13 protein-coding genes are annotated in these 13,145 nt (G+C 45.5%); 8 read left to right on the forward strand and 5 right to left on the reverse strand.

Annotation, left to right across the window (positions count from 1 at the left end; genetic code table 11):
* The first annotated feature begins 199 nt into the window (after positions 1–199).
* Positions 200–2,173, forward strand: a complete 1,974-nt coding sequence (locus KNO91_RS08430; RefSeq protein WP_214795267.1) for a methyl-accepting chemotaxis protein — start codon at positions 200–202, stop codon at positions 2,171–2,173.
* 38 nt (positions 2,174–2,211) lie between these two features.
* Here the strand turns inward: KNO91_RS08430 and cls are convergent, their stop codons facing one another.
* Positions 2,212–3,669: a cardiolipin synthase gene (cls, locus tag KNO91_RS08435; protein WP_214788293.1), complete on the reverse strand. Its 1,458-nt coding sequence runs from the start codon at positions 3,667–3,669 to the stop codon at positions 2,212–2,214.
* A 90-nt stretch (positions 3,670–3,759) separates the two neighbouring features.
* Here cls and KNO91_RS08440 point away from each other — a divergent pair, with 90 nt between their 5' ends.
* The 4 genes from KNO91_RS08440 to KNO91_RS08455 all read left to right on the forward strand — a co-directional run bounded on the left by KNO91_RS08440 (position 3,760) and on the right by KNO91_RS08455 (position 7,065).
* Positions 3,760–4,194, forward strand: a complete 435-nt coding sequence (locus KNO91_RS08440) for an OsmC family protein (RefSeq protein WP_214795263.1) — start codon at positions 3,760–3,762, stop codon at positions 4,192–4,194.
* Between the two features lie 74 nt (positions 4,195–4,268).
* Positions 4,269–4,757 (forward strand): GNAT family N-acetyltransferase, encoded by a 489-nt coding sequence (locus KNO91_RS08445; protein WP_214795260.1) that lies wholly within the window; start codon positions 4,269–4,271, stop codon positions 4,755–4,757.
* A gap of 56 nt (positions 4,758–4,813) precedes the next feature.
* Positions 4,814–5,809 carry a Gfo/Idh/MocA family oxidoreductase gene (locus KNO91_RS08450; protein ID WP_214817489.1) on the forward strand — a complete coding sequence of 332 codons (996 nt, stop codon included), beginning with the start codon at positions 4,814–4,816 and terminating at the stop codon, positions 5,807–5,809.
* Positions 5,810–6,024: 215 nt separating this feature from the next.
* On the forward strand, positions 6,025–7,065 hold the full coding sequence (locus KNO91_RS08455; RefSeq protein ID WP_214795253.1) for a GNAT family N-acetyltransferase: 1,041 nt from the start codon (positions 6,025–6,027) through the stop codon (positions 7,063–7,065).
* 45 nt (positions 7,066–7,110) lie between these two features.
* Here the strand turns inward: KNO91_RS08455 and KNO91_RS08460 are convergent, their stop codons facing one another.
* Positions 7,111–8,145 carry a PTS sugar transporter subunit IIC gene (locus KNO91_RS08460; protein WP_214745183.1) on the reverse strand — a complete coding sequence of 345 codons (1,035 nt, stop codon included), beginning with the start codon at positions 8,143–8,145 and terminating at the stop codon, positions 7,111–7,113.
* Positions 8,146–8,408: 263 nt separating this feature from the next.
* Here KNO91_RS08460 and KNO91_RS08465 point away from each other — a divergent pair, with 263 nt between their 5' ends.
* Together KNO91_RS08465 and KNO91_RS15395 are read left to right on the forward strand one after the other, a co-directional pair.
* Entirely contained in the window at positions 8,409–11,072 is a 2,664-nt protein-coding gene (locus KNO91_RS08465) for a cation-transporting P-type ATPase (protein WP_214817492.1), read from the forward strand.
* 60 nt (positions 11,073–11,132) lie between these two features.
* On the forward strand, positions 11,133–11,261 hold the full coding sequence (locus KNO91_RS15395) for a hypothetical protein (protein WP_256441151.1): 129 nt from the start codon (positions 11,133–11,135) through the stop codon (positions 11,259–11,261).
* Positions 11,262–11,321: 60 nt separating this feature from the next.
* Here KNO91_RS15395 and KNO91_RS08470 read toward each other — a convergent pair whose 3' ends face one another.
* The 3 genes from KNO91_RS08470 to KNO91_RS08480 form a co-directional block, all read right to left on the reverse strand.
* Positions 11,322–11,594 (reverse strand): hypothetical protein, encoded by a 273-nt coding sequence (locus tag KNO91_RS08470; RefSeq protein WP_214817495.1) that lies wholly within the window; start codon positions 11,592–11,594, stop codon positions 11,322–11,324.
* 65 nt (positions 11,595–11,659) lie between these two features.
* On the reverse strand, positions 11,660–12,301 hold the full coding sequence (locus KNO91_RS08475) for a hypothetical protein (RefSeq protein WP_214817497.1): 642 nt from the start codon (positions 12,299–12,301) through the stop codon (positions 11,660–11,662).
* Positions 12,302–12,389: 88 nt separating this feature from the next.
* Positions 12,390–12,746: a PilZ domain-containing protein gene (locus KNO91_RS08480; protein WP_214788268.1), complete on the reverse strand. Its 357-nt coding sequence runs from the start codon at positions 12,744–12,746 to the stop codon at positions 12,390–12,392.
* A gap of 147 nt (positions 12,747–12,893) precedes the next feature.
* Between KNO91_RS08480 and KNO91_RS08485 the strand changes: the two genes are divergently transcribed.
* Complete coding sequence (locus KNO91_RS08485) at positions 12,894–13,142, forward strand: hypothetical protein (RefSeq protein ID WP_214788265.1); 249 nt, start codon at positions 12,894–12,896, stop codon at positions 13,140–13,142.
* The last annotated feature ends 3 nt before the right edge of the window (positions 13,143–13,145 follow it).

Below are 13,145 nucleotides of genomic sequence, written 5' to 3' on the forward strand. Positions count from 1 at the left end.
GATTGCGAATATAATGATTTCTTTCTATATTGATTCTTGGAGTGAAACTCCATTTCAGGTTCCGAAAAATAATTTTCGAATAATTCAATCAATGATCAACATCTATTTTTCCTAACCGATATTGTAGGTAACGAAAGGAGTGTTCGGTCTATCAGACCGATCCTTCTTCAACATTCTATTCGGGGTAAGGAGATGTTTTATGAGACAGAAACGTACCATCAGCATCAAACAAAAATTGATTGTCTTATCAGTCTTATTATTGCTCATTCCGGCGACATTGATCGGGGTCGTCGCATACGCGCAGGCAAAGCAAAAGATTGAGTCACAAATGATCCAGTCTGCCAATTCGGGAGTAGACCGGATGAACAACGAAGTGACAAATTTAATTGCGCCGATTCAAACGGACATTTCATTCTTCTCCAATCGGCTCGATGCTTCTATCTATGAAGAAGGTGAAGAAAATCAGGCGTTAGCAGAAAAGTTCACGGAGTATTTAGAAACACATCCAAAAGTGACGAACATTTATTTTGCATCAGCAGCGGGGGCGATGACGATTTATCCTGAACAGGAATTGCCTGAAGGGTATGATCCTCGTACCCGTCCTTGGTATGAGGCGGCAGAGGCAAGTGGGCAAGAGGTCGCCATCACGAATCCCTACGTCGACGCCGCCTCTCAGAAAATGATGATCACGGTCTCAAAAAAGACAGCGGACGGTCGTGGTGTCGTTGCGGTTGACGTCGATGTCAATGATATTGCTGACGTCGCATCGAGTATTCAAATCGGTCAGGAAGGATATGTGGCGATCTTTGATGAGGCACAACAAGTCGTCATTCATCCATCGATTGAAGTCGGAGAAAAGTCTACCGAGGCTTCGACAGAGTCATTATTTGCAACAGATGAGGGAATTCTATCAGTAGAGGAGAACGGAGAGGGTGTCGAGAAAGCGTTCGTGACGAACCCACTCACTGGATGGAAAATCACAGGTACACTTTATGACGGTGAGATTCAAGACGAGACTGTCGGTATTCTTTGGACGACCGTATTCGTCATCGTCGGTATGTTCGGTGTGGCAGCGGTGCTCTTGTACTTCGTGCTCCGGTCGATTTTACGCCCATTGCGCTTATTGACGGAAGGCGCTGAACGGATTAAGTCCGGCGATTTGACTGAACCAATCCCTGTCTTATCGAATGATGAGATCGGTCGCGTTTCAGAGAGTTTTAATGAGATGAGTGCCTCACTACGGATGGTGTTGCTACGTCTAGACGATTCAATCAGTCAAGTCGCGGCATCTTCGCAGGAATTGATGGCAAACTCCGCGCACAATACCGCTTCGTCAGAACAGATTGCTCGTGCGGTCGATCAGATGGCGGTCAGTGCCGATGGTTCAAAACGTCAACTTGATGACAATGCGACATCGCTACAAGCCATCACATCCGGAATTATGCGTATCTCAGAGAGCTCGATGGACGTGTCTGAACTATCACGCGAGACGTCAAATGAAGCGGAAGATGGGTCGACGACAGTGAGAGAGAACGTCAAGCAGATGCAGGCAATTGATGCATCAGTCGTGACGTTTGAAGGCGTCATTCAATCGTTGGCACATCGCTCGAGTGAAATCGGCGAAATCGTCTCGGTCATCAACGGGATTGCGGAACAGACGAACCTGCTCGCATTGAACGCAGCGATTGAAGCGGCGCGGGCTGGCGAGAACGGGAAAGGATTCGCCGTCGTCGCGAGCGAGGTTCGGAAACTTGCGGAGCAGTCTCAACAGTCAACGAAACAAATTGCGGCATTGATTGATCGTATTAAACAGGAAACGGAGCAATCCGTTCATTTGATGCAAGAAGTATCTACCCACACGAAAGCCGGACTTATTTCTTCAGAAATGACGGCAGACCGATTTGAGAAAATTAAAGAGCGGACAGTCGCTATGACCCCGAGAATCGAAGACGTGACGGCAACTGTCGAGGAGATTGCAGCGAACGTTCAGGAAGTGGCGGCGACTGCATCTCAAATCGCGGACATCGCCGACGAGAACTCGAGTACCTCTAAGCAAGTCGCAGCAACGACAGATGATCAATTGAAATCGATTGAAGAGGTGTCACAATCGGCGAAAGCACTTGCGACGATGGCAGAGGAACTACAGGACCTTGTCTCACGATTCAAGTTATAAAATGACAAAGAAGCAGAGCGTTCAGCTCTGCTTCTTTCTTATAGAATCGGACTGAGGAGTCGTGAGACCCCTTCGCGTAAGCGAACCGTCCATTTTCGCTTTTCATAGTCTTCCATCGTATACGTTCGACTGACTGCAGTGTCTGTCTCAAATAAGGAAACAAGTTCGAGGGCGACGCGTTCATCATAAATGACTGCGTTGACTTCAAAGTTGAGACGAAAGCTTCGGGCATCCAAATTCGTCGTTCCGACCGTCGCAATCTCATCATCGACGACGAGCGTCTTCGCGTGAAGAAAACCTTCATCATACAGATAGACGTTTGCCCCATAGTCGAGCAATTCTCCGAGGAAGGAGAGCGATGCCCACATGACGAACGGGTGGTCCGGTTTTCCTGGGATCATGATGTCCATTTGAACGCCGGAGTTGAGTGCCATTTTACATGCATCCATAAAACTCGTATCAGGTATGAAGTAAGGGGTTTGGATGACGACCCGTCGTTTCGCCGACATGATCATTTTAATCATCATATTTTTTAAATGTTCCGTATCCGAGTTCGGACCGCTCGTGACGATTTGCATCGGGGAGTTGTCCTTAATCTCATGTTTCGCAAAGCAGAACGTATTTTCCGGATCATGCTTGCGGTGACCTGAGTAATTCCAGTCCAGGATGAATCGGTGTTGAAGATTATAGACGACGTCTCCTTCAACACGCAAATGGGTGTCGCGCCAGTATCCGAACTTCTCAACGAGTCCGAGATATTCGGTCCCGACGTTAAAGCCACCGACATAGCCGATCTTCCCATCAATGATGACGACTTTTCGGTGATTTCGGTTGTTTAACTTAAAGTTGATCATTCCGAGCGTCGGTGGGAAGAAGACACGTACCTCCCCATCATTCGCAATCAACTCTTTAAAGTCTGAATTACGGAGACTGCGAGAGCCGACTGCGTCGTAAAGGAGTCGGACTTTGACACCCGCTTTCGCTCGTTCAATCAATTCCTTTAACAGCGCCTGTCCGAGAGCATCGCGCTGAATGATATAGTACTGGATATTGATTTCCGTTTCGGCAGAGCGGATGTCATCCATTAACGCTTTGAACTTTTGTTCACCGTCATGCAAGATGAGGGAGCGGTTATGTACACTAATCAATGATTTTGAAGATCGCAAGTTCATTTGTAGCAGTTGATCATACTTTTCAAATAACGGTTGAGCAATCTGCGTTTGAGGCGTGTGAATCTGTTCGAGCTGTGCTTCAACTTGAAGCGCATGAAAAGAACGTTCTTCTACACTCAAATTATAGAAGTTATCCTTCTTAAGCTGTCTCCCGAGGAAAAGGTAGATGATAAATCCGAGCACCGGCAAGAAAAACAAAACGAGTAACCAGGCCCAGGTCGCGCCGACGTCACGTCTTTCGGCAAAAATGACGGCGAGTGCGAACAATAAGTTTAACCCGAGGACAATATATAGCCCCCAACTGAAAAGAATGGACCAATCCAACGACATACACCCCTTAAAATTGATTTATGGCTTAATCATACATCAAATGCGGGAATAGGTTGCTATCAAATGAAATAGGGGGAGAAGATCATGAACATGGAAGTAGTGTGGAAGCAAGGCATGGCGTTTGAGACGCATACGCCATCGGGGCATACAGTCACCCTCGATGCGTCAGAGGACGTGGGTGGACTTGATACAGGACCACGTCCGACCGAGATGTTGCTTCACGCGACAGCGTCCTGCACCGGAATCGATATCGTATCGATTTTGCATAAGATGCGTCAACCGTTAGAATCGTTCGAAATGAAGATTGATGGGGTAAGGGCAATCGATCATCCAAAACGCTTTACAGCCATTCACATCTTGTATATCCTGAAAGGCGACTTGTCTGAAGAACGGGTGCGACGTGCGATTGAACTGTCCGTTGAACGATATTGTTCCGTCTCCCACAGCTTGTACGCTACCTTGTCCTATAGCTATCAGTTGAACGAAGGTGAGGTCATTCCGTTCGAACTTCAACAGTGAGCAAGATGGTTGAAAGGTAAAGTGTTCTCCGTTATATTTGTATTTCAAATACTGTATAACTAAAGGAGGACGTTATGATTCGACTCGCGACGAAGCGCGATGCCAAAAACATCGCGAACCTAATCGAACAACGAGCCGTAGCGCTAAATGAACAAGGAAGCGACCAATGGACCGAATATTTGGAACAGGACCTCGTAGAGCGTGTGCGCACTGACATTACAGAAGGCAGTGTATATGTCTTTGAAGATGACCAACAAATTTTAGCTTCAATCGCATTGTTACCTCCAGACGCCTGGGATGATAACTTATGGGACGACAGTGAGCGTGGACAATATATCCATCGAATCGTCGTCAGCGAAAAGCTGAAAGGTCGCGGCGTCGGTCAGCAGCTCATGGAGCATGTACTAGAGGAAGCCGATGAAGATGAACCAATTCGTCTCGATTGTGTCGCTGACAATGAATTTCTAAATAGTTATTATCCACGTTTTGGTTTCGTCTTTGTCGATTCACGAAACGGGTACAATACGTTCGAATACAGATTAGATGAGAGCATGAGTGCATAAGGGTCTTTGGACCCTTTTTTTGATATAATGATGAAAGTGAAAAAGGAGGAGTTTCGATGATTAAAACTGTCTTGGTAGGTTTCGGCTTTTCAGCGAACACGTTCCATTTGCCGTTTTTAAAGGCGATTGACACTTTTGAAGTGAGCGGTGTCGTGTCATCACGCCCGGAAGAAGTACAGGCTGAATTACCTGGTGCAACGGTATATGCGTCGTTAGAGGAGGCACTACAATCGGATGCTACATTGTATGTGATTACCACACCATCGCATTTACATAAAGAGATGATCGTTGACTGTCTCAAGGCTGGGAAAGATGTGCTAGTTGAAAAACCTGCATTCCTGACAACGGAAGAAGGATATGAGTTGATGGAACTTGAAGCGAAATCGAGGGGGATCGTCAACGTCTATCAGAATCGTCGTTATGACGGAGATTTCTTAACAATCAAGTCACTACTCGACTCGAATGAATTAGGGGACTGGAAGGTAGTGGAATCGCGTTTTGATCGTTTCCGTCCAAATGTTCGGGACCGTTGGCGTGAAAATGCAGGACCGGGTGCAGGGATCTTGTTTGACCTAGGAAGTCATCTTATCGATCAGACGCTCGCTTTGTTTGGAAAGCCGGACAAAATTCAAGCGGATGTGATGATTCAACGTGTGGGTGGACAGTCTGACGATGGATTCTATGTGACATTCTATTATGGAGAGAAGCGAGTTTACCTTCGCTCGAACCCATTCATCGCTGGAGAGACTCCACGATTCGAAGTGCATGGGACGAAGGGAAGTTTCATGAAATTTGGTCTCGACCCACAGGAAGAAGCGTTGAAACAAGGGAAATTAGCAAGTGACGTGTTAGAGACTGGGATTTTATCGACGGACGAGGTCGAAACGATTCAAGTCGAGAAAGGCAGCTATTTTAAGTATTATGAACAGTTGGCTGAAAGTTATCAGACGCGTCAGCCTATCATATCTCTAAAAGATGCGACACTCACGACGCACTTGATTGAACTTGCTCGACAATCGTCCGAGACGGGTCAAGTGATGTCAGTAGATTGATTTCCATAAGATTTCTAAAAGAACGAATTCGCCTGAGTGTGAGTTCGTTCTTTTTTTGAACAAAAACGTAAAAAGAAATAACGATATTTATTTCGTAAATTACTTTAAACGGATATTGATTGTTAACAACAAAAAGTTAAATTCTTCACTGGTGTGCTCATCCTTTAATGGGAAAAGTGGTTATGGAAATCACTTACTGAAAAGGGGATGAGATGATGGAATTCAAAATCATCAAAGACCAAATGGAATGGGAAAAATGGTTGGATTTAACAACATGCGATGCGTATGATCATTTTGATTATGTCAACGTGAATTGTGAATCGAACGACTCACCAGAGCTGTTTCTTGCCATCACATCGAAAGGGATGCTTGTATATCCATATATCCGTCGCCGAATCAATGAAAAATATGATGATCTTGTAACAGCTTACGGATATGGTGGTCCGTTTCGTGTTGGAACGTTCACAGATGATGAAGTGAAAGTCGCAAGGCAACATTTCATTAAACGTAAGGAGAACGAGAAAACTGTGACCGAAACGATTCGTTATCATCCATTAAGAATTGATGAGGTCATTATGGAAACATTCGGGAGAGCAGTTCCAGTACGAAAGACTGTCCATGTCCAACTAGATGAACCGTATGAATACTTGACTGAGCGGTTCCATAAAATGACGAAACGAAACGTGAAACGAGCCATCCGTGAACAGTTGACTGTTGTGCGTGGTGACGCATCTGACATTCACACATTTATGCATCTTTATGAGGCGACCATGAATCGTCGGGATGCAATTGAAGACTACTATTATCCTGATTCTTATTTCACTCAGTTACTGACGAGCGAATCATTCGAAACCGAGTTTCTATTTGCAGTTTTTGAAAATACCGTGATTGCAGGAGTATTAGTCTTATATGGTGACGAGGGAGCAAACTACCACTTAGGAGGGTCTCTCAAAGACTATTTACCTCTCCGTCCTAACCATTTCCTATTCAGTGAAATGATTCGTCGTGCGGGTGAAAAGGGTAAACTTCATCTGCATCTCGGAGGAGGGGCCGCCGGTCAAGATGCACTCTATGACTTTAAATTGAGTTTTTCCGGAGATGAGCCGCTTCCTTACTACATTGGTCAATTTGTATTCAACGAACAGGTTTATCAGCAATTAAATGCAAAGCACATTCAATTGCATGGATTATCTGATTATTTCCCAATCTATCGCACCCCTGTCAGAATAGAGGCCCCACTTCCGAAAGCAAAATAAAAATCGATGCCGCTGAACAAACCGTTCGAGCGTGCATCGATTTTTTTATGCGGCATCTTCTTCTGTTGATTCAACTTTTTCCGTATGACGGACAATCGGGAAGTTTTTAAAGAGTCGACTTCCAATCAATCCGAATCCGATTCCGAGGATGAATAAAACAACAGCTGTCAGTGTGACGGTCTGCCAGTCGTTGAAGCCATACATGACGAGTAGACCAGGAATACCCGCAGCCGACCCGGGCGCATCATTGATCATACCGGTCATCGCTACAATCAATCCTGCGATTGCACCCCCTACAAAGTTCACACTATAGATTGGGATTGGATTCGCCGAGATGAGGTCGGCCTGTGTCAACGGTTCAATGGCTACAGAAAGCTGGTCTTTTTTCGTACCGATTTTCAGTTGACGGAACAACAGGTAGTTCATCGAAATGGATGCAGTCAACGCGAGAGCGGCAATCGCCATCGGCACACCTGTCAATCCGAGCATCGCCGTCAAAGCCATTGAGCTGAGAGGTGACGTCGACACGACAGTAACGATTCCACCGAGAACGAGTCCCATGACGACCGGGTTTTGCGTCGCGGCGAGTTCGATGACTGCACCGATTTGTGCAAGTGTATTTGAAACCAGTGGGTCCACGCCAGTAGCGACGAGACGTGCGAGCGGTGCCATCACGATGACGTAGAAAATCATATCGACACCTGTCGGAAGATAGCGATTGATTCGTGTGCCAGCCAGAGCCAGGATATATCCTGCGAAAAATCCAGGAAGGATCCCGAAACCAGACACGGATAATCCGATCATTAAGCTATAGACGGGGTTGATTCCGAGTGCGATGGCAACGAGTGCCGCGGCAGCAGGACCAGATAATGAACCGGCTGCCTGCCCGACTTCTTCATATAAAGGGAGTGGCAGTAATCCGCCGATGGCATATGCGTTGAATGCTTCGACGAGGAAGCTTGCGATTGCCGCACCTGCCAATGCGCCCATCGCTTTCATTCCGAATGGCGCCTTGTAACTGAAAAGTGTGAACAAGGCGAGGATGAGCAGTAAAAGTGCAATTCCTTGAATAATGACCATAAACTCTTCCTTCTTTCTATCTATCTGTATTCATTCATAATTTCTTCTATATTCAATGATTGAAAGACTTCTGTAAAGCCATTTTCATCAGAAAAATCAAAATTGATTCATGATACCGTTTACATGAAGAAACAAAAAATCATGGGAGCGTTTTCTTTGAAAAATGACATCAATTATACAAGTTTGGACGTGTCGAGCCGCATCAGATTGGGAACAGATAGGGGATAGATGTTTCATAAAGTATTGGTCGAGGAGGAAAGAACATGCAGAACGAGAACAGGGAATGGCATGCGCTCGAAGTAGACGAGGTTCAATCCCACGTGGAGACTGATGTGGAATCAGGTCTCTCGAAGCAAACGGTCACCAATCGTCAGGAGGAGTTCGGAAAGAACGTTCTACCTGAAAAGGAGAAGACGCCTGAAATCATAAAATTTTTAAGACAGTTCAATGATATTCTCGTTTACGTCCTTTTAGGAGCGGCAGTTGTCACCGGTTTTCTTGGCGAATATATCGATACGATTGTCATCGTCTTGGTTGTGACGGTCATCGGAGTTGTCGGTTATCTTCAAGAGAACAAAGCTGAGGAAGCGCTAGAAGGAATCAAAAAGTTGTTGGAAACGAAAGCGACCGTCATTCGTGACGGTAAACAATCCGAGATTGACTCAAGTGATCTTGTGGTCGGAGACGTTCTCGTGCTCGCTGCCGGTGATAAAGTGCCAGCTGATGCACGGGTCGTTCAGGCAGAAAAATTCAAAGTGGAGGAATCCGCATTGACGGGTGAAGCCACGACGGTCGAGAAAAAGCCAGACGTTGTTAAAGAAGAAGCCGTACTCGCTGATCGAAAAAACATGGTCTATTCGGGAACGAGTGTGGCGACAGGAAGTGCCAAAGCAATTGTCACAGCAATCGGAGAAGGCACTGAACTAGGTCAGATCAATGCGTCCATTTCAGAAGTGCAAACCGTGAAGACGCCGCTCATTCGTCAAACGACGAAATTTGGTCAGACCGTATCAATCGCTATCTTGATTATTTCTGTCATTATTTATGCGTTTGGGTATTTCTTACGAGATTATGAGCCAGTCGAACTTATGTTGACGACGATTGGTCTAGCCGTCGCGGCCATTCCGGAAGGATTACCAGCTGTCATCTCCATTATCTTGGCGCTCGGGGTCCGAAATATGGCAGAGCAAAAAGCAATTGTTCGAAGTCTGCCGTCTGTTGAAACGTTAGGCGCAGTCTCGGTCATCTGTACCGATAAGACCGGAACGTTGACGAAAAACGAGATGACCGTCAAACAAATCGTGACGGCGAAACATGACATTGAAGTCTCTGGAAGTGGATATGCACCGAACGGAGACTTAGAATTGAACGGCCAACCGTTTGACTTGGATGACGATGAGTCAATGATTGACCTATTAACTGTCGGAAAGACGTGTAACGATGCACAGTTGAACGAAGAAGATGGGGATTGGGTCATCAATGGGGACCCGACCGAGGCGTGTTTATTAACTGTCGCTGAGAAAGCAGAGCGCCCAATCGAGCGTCTCAAAGTCATCTCTAAAATTCCTTTTGATTCAGAGTACAAGTACATGGCGACGCTCGTTGAATATAAAAACGAGCGCATGATCTTCGTCAAAGGGGCTCCGGATCGCTTGTTTGATATGGCGGCAACAGATGGCTTCAAACAAGAGTATTGGGATGAAAAGCGAAAAGAGATTGCCGACCGTGGTCAACGCGTCCTCGGTGCCGGATTAAAACGTGTCGACAGTTCAAAACAGTCGATTGACCATGAAGATGTTGAAAATGGTTTAACTTTCCTCGGTTTATTCGGTATCGTCGATCCGCCACGTCAAGAAGCAATCGATGCGGTAGTCGCGTGTCGCGATGCTGGAATCCGAATTAAAATGATCACAGGTGACCATAAGGATACGGCCGTCGCCATCGCAAAAGAGCTTGGTATGGAAGTTGAAGGGGCGCTCGAAGGTCGAGAGCTGACAGACATGTCTGATGAAGAAATCAAAGAAGCATCGATTCATAACGATGTATTCGCGCGAACGAGTCCGAACGATAAACTTCGTCTCGTGAAAGGGTTACAAGAGAATGGATTGATCACCTCGATGACCGGAGACGGTGTGAATGATGCACCAGCCTTAAAACGTGCCGATATTGGGGTCGCAATGGGGATTAAAGGGACGGAAGTCGCAAAAGAAGCCTCTCAAATGGTTCTTGTCGATGATAACTTTAAAACCATATATAACGCCGTACGCGAAGGACGTCGTGTCTATGATAACTTGAAGAAAACCATCCTCTTCCTACTCCCTACGAACGGTGGACAGGCATTACTCGTTGCGATGAGTATTTTACTCGGGGCAGCAGCTCCACTCAGCCCGGTTCAAATCTTATGGGTCAACATGGTCGTCGCAATTACCTTGTCATTGGCAATTGCCTTTGAACCGTTAGAGGAGAGCACGATGAAGCGTCCTCCACGGCCGGCGAACGTACCACTTCTCAGTCGCTATTACATCTTCCGTGTCACGTTCGTATCGATATTGATCGGGGGAGGTAGTTTATGGATCAACTACATGCTTGGAGACTTCGATTACTCGACCGAAAAATTACAAACAATCACCTTAAATGCGATCGTTATGGCACAGTTGTTCCACTTGTATAATTGTCGAACAGAATTGGTACCTGCATTTAATCGTCGTTTCTTCGATAATAAGATCGCGTTTCTCGTATCTGGGTTGCTCATCGCCCTCCAACTGTTCATCACGTATGTTCCGTTCATGCATACGCTGTTCGGGACTGCACCACTTACGTGGGAAGATTGGATTTATCCAGTGGCATTTGGAGCCGTCGTATTTATCATCGTAGAGATTGAAAAAGCCATCTCAAGACGAGTAATTGGGAATCAAAACATACACTGATACGTTTCATGAATGAGGAAAACGGATAAACTGATGGAGTAAAGATGAAGGAGGGATACGATGAAACGAGATGAATCACAACCAGGGGTACATCCAGATCCAATTCCGGATGATGAATCAAACCCGGCACAAAAACCGGCTCCGACCCAACATCCTGATCCAGATCCCGATGAAGAATCGGATGAATAAACGCCATGTTTATGATAAAAACCTCCCCGTCTAATAGACGAGGAGGTTTTCATATCGAGATTACTTATTCGTTTTAGAGGAACGGCTGTTTTGCAGACGATTAAATTTCTTTTCATCGGTGTGCTCCGTGATGACAAAGTCACCGACAGGACATTCCCACTTTCCTTTCCCAACAACGCATTCACGCAACGTCACTTGATCATCATACAAATCAAGCTCTAGCGTTTCTTTTAAAAATTGATCTACTTTTGGATTTGGCACTTTTACATATTCATTCAAGACAAGTTCTTCATTCTTAACAGTCACATAAGAGGTTACTTGAAAATAACGCATGCGATAATCTCCTTTAATTACAAAACTACTAACTAGTATAACGGTTCATGAGACAAAACGGGATATCAATGTTTCATCTCGGCGAGCTCACGTTTTGGTGGTGCTTCGTTAAACGGTTTTTGATGCCGAATCATGAGCCAGAAGATCAAGCCGAAGAGCGGGATGTATGGAAGAGGCCAAAGGCTCATCTTATACCGTTTCGCATCGCGGTTCATTAACGTGATCTGAATAAATGCCAACAAGAAGAAATCGACGGTCATCGTTCGGACAAACTGATTATTCTCCACATACGACCAATATTCTGCAACATTCCCGGTATTCGCGGCAGCGATGAACAATCCAATCGTCACTATTAGCAAGACGACGCCAAGAATGCGGGTCGGAAGCGGTTTGACGGGAGTCGGATAAGGTGATTGTCTTGCGAACGCCAAATAGGGAGCGAGTAAGAAGCCACCAACGAAAAAGCTACTGATGGCAGCAATGAGTGGATTCGGCTTGAGCTGGTTCACTTCTGACCAAAGAAGTGGGAACATCGCTAACGGGAACACACCTAAAATGCTGAATAAAGAGAGGGAATAGCCTTCATAGGCATCCGTGTTATACGTCACAAAATCAAGTAAGAATCGCCCATCAAACGGTACGTTCGGGCCAAAAATAGCCAATGCAATGGCCACGCCCCATGGGATTAATAGAAATTTTCTTGTCATACGAACACCTCGCCCAATAATAGTCGTAATAGTAGTATACCCTCTTTTGGAAACACGAAAAAATGAGAAGATGCAATGGCGCATGTTCTCATTTATTTTCACGTGCATACATTTTAATCATCGTGACGAGTTGCTGAGTTTCGTCCATTTTGGCATCCAGTAAAATACCATAATCATACAATGACCCTAATTGGCTGCGATGTCTGACATGACCGACCAGTTCAATAGGTTGGAGGGTCGGAACGAGATCGAGGACGAAGTGGACCTGTAAATCATCGGAAAGCGGGAAAAGATAATCTGATCGCAACTTCAGTCCATGGGAGCTCACATTCAATAGAAGTCCCTCTCCGTCATAAAGTTCTTTCTCTTCCCAAACGAGTCGATAAGGGATCGTACGGGGATTTGGTAGAATATAGCGAAAAGTTTCCTGTCTGCGATAACGCATCAATTCACCCCATTTCTCTATTCTTTATATCGGACATTTACGATTCGAAATGAAGAGGAAATATGTATAATCTAAAAGTAAGCTCGCTTTACAAATATGAAAACGCTTTCTATAATAGGTGTACGATTTGAATAGGGAGGAGATCAGATGAATGTACATGATTTACTCCGACGTTACTCGATTCAAACACCAGTCATCTATGAAAAAAAACGTAACGGGGAGTGGGTTAAACTCGAGCGTTTGCCTGTCTATACGATTCTTGAAGTCGAAACGAACGATCAAACGATCGAAGCGGTCGCCATTGATCCGTTCAAAGCCATCACCGTCTGTCGTGAGTCGGCATCGATTGAAGAAGCCCGTCCGTATGCTGTTCGTATCCAAATAGAACGACCATGATAA

Source organism: Exiguobacterium sp. s59, assembly GCF_018617475.1.
Lineage (GTDB): Bacteria > Bacillota > Bacilli > Exiguobacteriales > Exiguobacteriaceae > Exiguobacterium > Exiguobacterium aestuarii.

Coding starts and splice junctions, on each gene's coding strand:
- KNO91_RS08430 (WP_214795267.1), top strand. CDS start 200: ATGAGACAGAAACGTACCATCAGCATCAAACAAAAATTGATTGTCTTA.
- KNO91_RS08440 (WP_214795263.1), top strand. CDS start 3,760: ATGAACATGGAAGTAGTGTGGAAGCAAGGCATGGCGTTTGAGACGCAT.
- KNO91_RS08445 (WP_214795260.1), top strand. CDS start 4,269: ATGATTCGACTCGCGACGAAGCGCGATGCCAAAAACATCGCGAACCTA.
- KNO91_RS08450 (WP_214817489.1), top strand. CDS start 4,814: ATGATTAAAACTGTCTTGGTAGGTTTCGGCTTTTCAGCGAACACGTTC.
- KNO91_RS08455 (WP_214795253.1), top strand. CDS start 6,025: ATGGAATTCAAAATCATCAAAGACCAAATGGAATGGGAAAAATGGTTG.
- KNO91_RS08460 (WP_214745183.1), bottom strand. CDS start 8,145: ATGGTCATTATTCAAGGAATTGCACTTTTACTGCTCATCCTCGCCTTG.
- KNO91_RS08465 (WP_214817492.1), top strand. CDS start 8,409: ATGCAGAACGAGAACAGGGAATGGCATGCGCTCGAAGTAGACGAGGTT.
- KNO91_RS15395 (WP_256441151.1), top strand. CDS start 11,133: ATGAAACGAGATGAATCACAACCAGGGGTACATCCAGATCCAATTCCG.
- KNO91_RS08470 (WP_214817495.1), bottom strand. CDS start 11,594: ATGCGTTATTTTCAAGTAACCTCTTATGTGACTGTTAAGAATGAAGAA.
- KNO91_RS08475 (WP_214817497.1), bottom strand. CDS start 12,301: ATGACAAGAAAATTTCTATTAATCCCATGGGGCGTGGCCATTGCATTG.
- KNO91_RS08480 (WP_214788268.1), bottom strand. CDS start 12,746: ATGCGTTATCGCAGACAGGAAACTTTTCGCTATATTCTACCAAATCCC.
- KNO91_RS08485 (WP_214788265.1), top strand. CDS start 12,894: ATGAATGTACATGATTTACTCCGACGTTACTCGATTCAAACACCAGTC.